Annotated in this window: 4 protein-coding genes and 1 tRNA gene; 2 read left to right on the forward strand and 3 right to left on the reverse strand. The window is 72.6% G+C overall.

Annotated features, from left to right (window positions below):
- Positions 1-107: 107 nt before the first annotated feature.
- Both ACFCX4_RS34720 and ACFCX4_RS34725 read right to left on the reverse strand, forming a co-directional pair.
- Entirely contained in the window at positions 108-1634 is a 1527-nt protein-coding gene (locus tag ACFCX4_RS34720; RefSeq protein ID WP_376151213.1) for a Cys-Gln thioester bond-forming surface protein, read from the reverse strand.
- 315 nt (positions 1635-1949) lie between these two features.
- The gene (locus ACFCX4_RS34725; RefSeq protein ID WP_376151215.1) at positions 1950-2522 is read right to left on the reverse strand and encodes a single-stranded DNA-binding protein; all 573 of its coding nucleotides are present in this window, start codon (positions 2520-2522) and stop codon (positions 1950-1952) included.
- A 646-nt stretch (positions 2523-3168) separates the two neighbouring features.
- Here ACFCX4_RS34725 and ACFCX4_RS34730 point away from each other — a divergent pair.
- Positions 3169-3244: transfer RNA gene (locus ACFCX4_RS34730), tRNA-Arg, on the forward strand.
- A 197-nt stretch (positions 3245-3441) separates the two neighbouring features.
- Here the strand turns inward: ACFCX4_RS34730 and ACFCX4_RS34735 are convergent.
- Positions 3442-4104: a TetR/AcrR family transcriptional regulator gene (locus tag ACFCX4_RS34735; RefSeq protein ID WP_376151219.1), complete on the reverse strand. Its 663-nt coding sequence runs from the start codon at positions 4102-4104 to the stop codon at positions 3442-3444.
- Between the two features lie 127 nt (positions 4105-4231).
- Between ACFCX4_RS34735 and ACFCX4_RS34740 the strand changes: the two genes are divergently transcribed.
- Positions 4232-4792 (forward strand): GNAT family N-acetyltransferase, encoded by a 561-nt coding sequence (locus ACFCX4_RS34740; RefSeq protein ID WP_376151217.1) that lies wholly within the window; start codon positions 4232-4234, stop codon positions 4790-4792.
- Positions 4793-4865: the final 73 nt, after the last annotated feature.

Here is a 4865-nt window from a genome sequence, read left to right on the forward strand (position 1 = left end):
CCCCGCACGCGTGGTGCGGGGAGCCGGGCCGGGGGCCCCGGGGCGGGTGCCCGGACGGCTGCCGGTCAGGTGCCCGGGAGCGGCCGGACGGGTGCCCGGCAGGTGCCTCAGGCGGCGTTGCCACCGCGGCGGCGACGGAGCAGGAAGACCGCGGCGCCACCGGCCACGACCAGACCGCCGGCGACGGCGGCGATCACCGGGGTGGCGTCACTGCCACCGGTCTGGGCCAGGCCGCCGGTGGTGCCGGGGGCGGTGCTGACCGGCGCCGGGTGCGGGGCGGTGGTGGTGGCGGAGGCCGACGGGGTGGCGGTCGGGGTGGCCGACTTGCTGACGCTCGGGGCCGGGGTGGTCGGCGCCGGGGTGGTCGGCTTGGCAGTGGTCGGCTTGGCCGACGGGGTCGGCGTGACCACGCTGGCGGTCTTGCAGTCCAGGATGCCCTTGAAGTTCTTGGTGAAGCCGTTCGGGCCGGTCACCGTGATGTCGTAGGCGGTGTCCTCGGCGACCTGGACGACCACGGTCTCGATCTTGCCCGGCTGGACGACGAGGTCCTTGCCCGGCTTCACCGAGACGGTGGCGGCCTCGTCGCCGCCGTTGGCGACGGAGACCTTGACGCCGTTGGCGACGCACTCGACCACGGCGGAGCTGTCGACCAGCGGGCCCTTGGCGGCCTTCCAGGTCGCCTTGGCGGCGTCCTTGACGCCGAGCTTGGTCGAGCCCGCGAGGATCATGGTCTGGCTGTGCCGGGACGGGGTGTAGCCCTTGCTGAGGAAGACGCGGCCACTGGGCACGACGGTCTCGGCGGAGGCGGCGACCGCGGCGGTGCCGTCCGGGGTGCCCTCGGGGACCTCGACGAACAGCTGGGTGTCCTTGGCGACCGGGCCGGTCAGGTTGGTGACCGGCTTGCCGTCCTTGTCGACCAGCTTGACCTTGTCGGCGGAGTCACCGGTGACGGCGAACTTCACCTCGTTGGCGCTGGAGTTGACCGTGAACGGGCCGAGCTTGCCGCCCGGCTTGCCGGAGACCGAGTCCGGGGTGAGGCTCAGCGAGGGCTTGGGCTCGGCGGCGATGCCCTTGTTCTTCTCGCTGACGAGGTAGTCGCGCAGCTGCTTGGCCTCGGCGTCGACCGGGGTGGCGGTCTTGCCGTCGGAGAACTTCCAGATCGCGGCCTGGGTGCCGGCCGCGGCGTCCTCCTTGGTCAGCTCGCCCTTGACGCCGGCGTCGGCGGCCAGCTTCTTGAGGTCGGTGACCTGCGGGAAGGAGTTCTCCAGGATCCAGCGGATCTTGGAGGCGTCCTCGGCCTTCTCCGGACGGCCGAGCGAGCTCGACTTCCAGTCGGACTCCTGGTACTCGATCCCGCTGGTGATGTCGACCGGGTGGTCGATGTCGATGCAGTACGTCTTGATCTCGCCGTCGGGCGTCTTGAGGGTGAAGAGGCCGCCCTGGATGGAGTCGCCGCCCTCGATGGCGATCTCCTCACTCAGCAGGCTCGGCTGGATCACTGCCGTGACGGCCCCGCCGGGGGCGTCGGCCGCGGTCGCCGCCCCGGCCGCGAACAGGCCCCCGGCCAGCGCAACACTGGTCGCGAGCATGACAGTGGTGATGCGGGGAAGCGCCCGCCCCTGCCTCTTGAACATCTTGGGATCCCTCCGGGCCGGGCCATGCCGATGGGCAGCCCGCCTTGCTTGCCGCGCCCCCTGTGGCGCTGCTTCATGATGTGAACCAGACGCATCTTATGGAGCCTCAGGGGCCCGGAAACCCGCATGCGAAATCAGGACGATTCCGTATCTGGATCGTTATCAACCGCCTCAATGTCTCCACAAGCTGACGGACAGCCAGAATTCCGGGATCATTCCGCTAACCGGAACGTGATTGCGCCGGCGGGCACAACGACTCTCTCGATTCGCATATTTGTCGACAGTGATACCGCCCGCCCGACACCCCGTCAGCCCCTAGGCATCACCCGTGCTTTCCCCGGCCGCCACCGGCCCGCCGACCCCCGCCACCGGCCGCCGCTCCCGCAGGGCGTCCACGATCCACCCGGGCACCGCCTCGCCGAACGGCGCCCCGGACGCCCCGGGAGCCCCGTCCGCCCCATCGGCCCCGCGCCCCGGGGGGCCACCCCGGTCGCCACCCGCGAAACCGTCCGGCGAGCCGGCCCGCGCACCCGGCGCCCAGTTGAACCTCGCCGTACCGCGACTCAGATCGTGTCCGACCGACCGCGCGTCGATCTCGACCCTGCTCCGCTTCACCTCCCCCTCCGTCCACTCCCGCACCCGCAGCCTCCCGCTCACCACCACCGGATCGCCCTTCGCCAGCGAATCGATCAGGTGGCCCGCCAGTGCCCGCCAGGCCGTCACCGTCAGCCACTGGGTCTCGCCGTCGACCCAGCCGTCCCGGGCGCGGTCGTAGCGCCGTTCGGTCGACGCGAGCCGGAAGTTCGCGACCGGCACCCCGTTGGGGGTCTGGGCGTACGTCACCTCGGTGGCGACATTCCCGATCACCGTCACCTGGGTCTCGTTCACAACCACGCTCCGCTCTCTCGGTCGCACCGTACGGAATCGACCGGTGCGGGTTCAGAGTGCGGTTCTCGGGAAATCCTTGCCATGGACATCGGAAATCCTGTGGACAACTCGGGCCTGTGGAAAACCGCTGTCGCCCACAGGGGTGAATTTCGGCCTTTGTGCGACGATCACACCTGTGGTCTGCGGGTCCATGACAAGAAAGTCGGGGCCGCCGGGGCCCGCCCGGACACCCCCAGGGGTGGCCCCGCGGACCGTCCGCGCACGTCATCCGACCGAACGAACCGAATGCGACCCCCCACCCGCGTCGACGCGGGCCTCGGCCGCGACTCTTTCTCCGTGCCGAATCCATAACGGGTGGGCAGACAGCCCCGTAACGAGTGCACAACGTCCGGCGCGGAACACCTCCAGACCGCTGCACTCACGGCCTCCACCTGCGATTATCGGACCGCTCCACCGAGGCCGACACACCAACGGCGGTGTCGTAACACCCGGCCGAGGAACGGGACACCCTTATCCTGTCCCCGACAGGGCGGGGACCCGCCAACCCCCACACCCAACCCCTCAGGCGCCGGGGACGGACCGCGGGCGCCCGCGCCCACCGCCCGATCCCGGCAACGGTCGCGCCCGCCCGGGCGCCGCCCGTCACGCCCCCATAGCTCAGCGGATAGAGCACCCGCCTTCTAAGCGGTAGGTCGCAGGTTCGAATCCTGCTGGGGGCGCCACACAGCACCACGGCGCGACCGCCCCGCGCGGTTCCCGCATTACCCGTACCGGTCAATTCCGGGCGCCCGCCGGCCGCCCGGCCGCCGCGCACGGCACCCAGCGCGCATAACCCGTGACCTTCCGTGGCATGCACTCCCCGAAATGACCCGGCCGGCGAATTCCGGCACCGGAAACACCCGGCGCCGCCCCGCACGTCCTACGCCTCCGGCGCCGCCCCCGCGGCCCTCGCCCCGGCCGTCCCCGCAGCCGCCCCGGCGCCCGGTCCGACCGCCCGCGGACCGGACGGCCCCACGGGCCCGGCCGGCCCCACCAGCCCCGCCAGGTAGGCGTCCAGCAGCCCGGTCTGCCGCTCCGCCGGGAACGCCTCCGGCGCGAACAGCGCCTGCACCACCAACCCCAGCACGAACGCCTGGGCCCCCGCCGCGACCTCGCCCGCCGGCGGACCGGCCGGCAGCTCGCCGAGCCGCCGGGCGGCCTCGACGCACTCCGTCAGCACCCCGCGTGCCCGCGCGTACCGCGCCGCGTGCGCCCCGGCCAGGTCCGGATCGGCCAGCGCGACGTCCCAGGAGCCCACCCAGATCCGGTTGCCGGCCCGCCCCGGCCCGTCCAGCGGGAGGACGTCCAGCAGCGCCGCCCGCAGCCGGACCAGCCCCTCGGGCGGCGGCGGCCCCCCGTCGGCCGGCGCCAGGCGGCGCGGCCGCTCCTGCGACCGCCGGTCCAGCACCTCCAGCGCGTGCGCGACGAGCGCCTTCTTGCTCGGGAAGTAGTGCGTCAGCAACCCGGTGGTGGCCCCCATCTCGGCGGCCACGGCACGCAGCGTGAGCGCCTCGAAACCGCGGGTGGACAGCACCCGCCACACCGCCTCGGAGACCTCGGTCCGGCGGGCTTCGTGATCTCCACGGGCGGGCGTCATGGGGTTATCTTACGTACCAAACGTTTGTTACGCATGATCGGACGACGCCACCCCAGCCGCGAAAGGCCCGCCCATGTTCGCCATCCCCCTCGCCGAGAACGCCGAACTCCGCCCCTTGGAGCCCTGGCAGGCGCCCGAGTACCTCGAACACATCGAGCGCGGCCGCGCCCACGTCGACGCCTGGATCAACTGGGCCTCCCTCGCCACCGACCTCGACTCGGCCCGCGCCGTGCTGCAGCGCTACGCGGACCGCCAGGCCGCCGACACCGCCCGTCTCTTCGGGATCTGGCGGAACGGCACCCTGGTCGGCGGCGTGATGTTCGTGCAGTTCGACGCCAAGGCCGGCACCTGCGAGATCGGGGTCTGGACCGAGCCCGCCGGGCAGGGCCACGGCCTGGTCACCGCGGCCGTGCGGGTGCTCGTCGACCACGCCTTCACCGCCCGGGGGATGCACCGGATCGAGTGGCACAACCGGCCGTCCAACGTCCGCAGCCGGGCGATCGCCCAGCGGCTGGGCTTCACACTGGAGGGCGTCATGCGGGAGAGCTACCTGCACGGCGGCGTCCACCACGACGGCGAGGTCTGGTCGCTACTGACCCACGAGTGGCAGCCGCAGGGCACCCCGGCCGCCTGACGGCCGCCTGCCCCGGCACGGCGCACCACGCACGGCACCGGCGGGGTGGGGCGGGACGGCGCGGGTGCCCGCG

It is taken from the genome of Kitasatospora sp. NPDC056327 (genome assembly GCF_042261735.1).
Taxonomy (GTDB): domain Bacteria; phylum Actinomycetota; class Actinomycetes; order Streptomycetales; family Streptomycetaceae; genus Kitasatospora.

What these genes read in the sequence shown, in the direction of transcription:
- ACFCX4_RS34740 (WP_376151217.1), top strand. Translation starts at nt 4,232, where the DNA reads ATGTTCGCCATCCCCCTCGCCGAGAACGCCGAACTCCGCCCCTTGGAG.
- ACFCX4_RS34720 (WP_376151213.1), bottom strand. Translation starts at nt 1,634, where the DNA reads ATGTTCAAGAGGCAGGGGCGGGCGCTTCCCCGCATCACCACTGTCATG.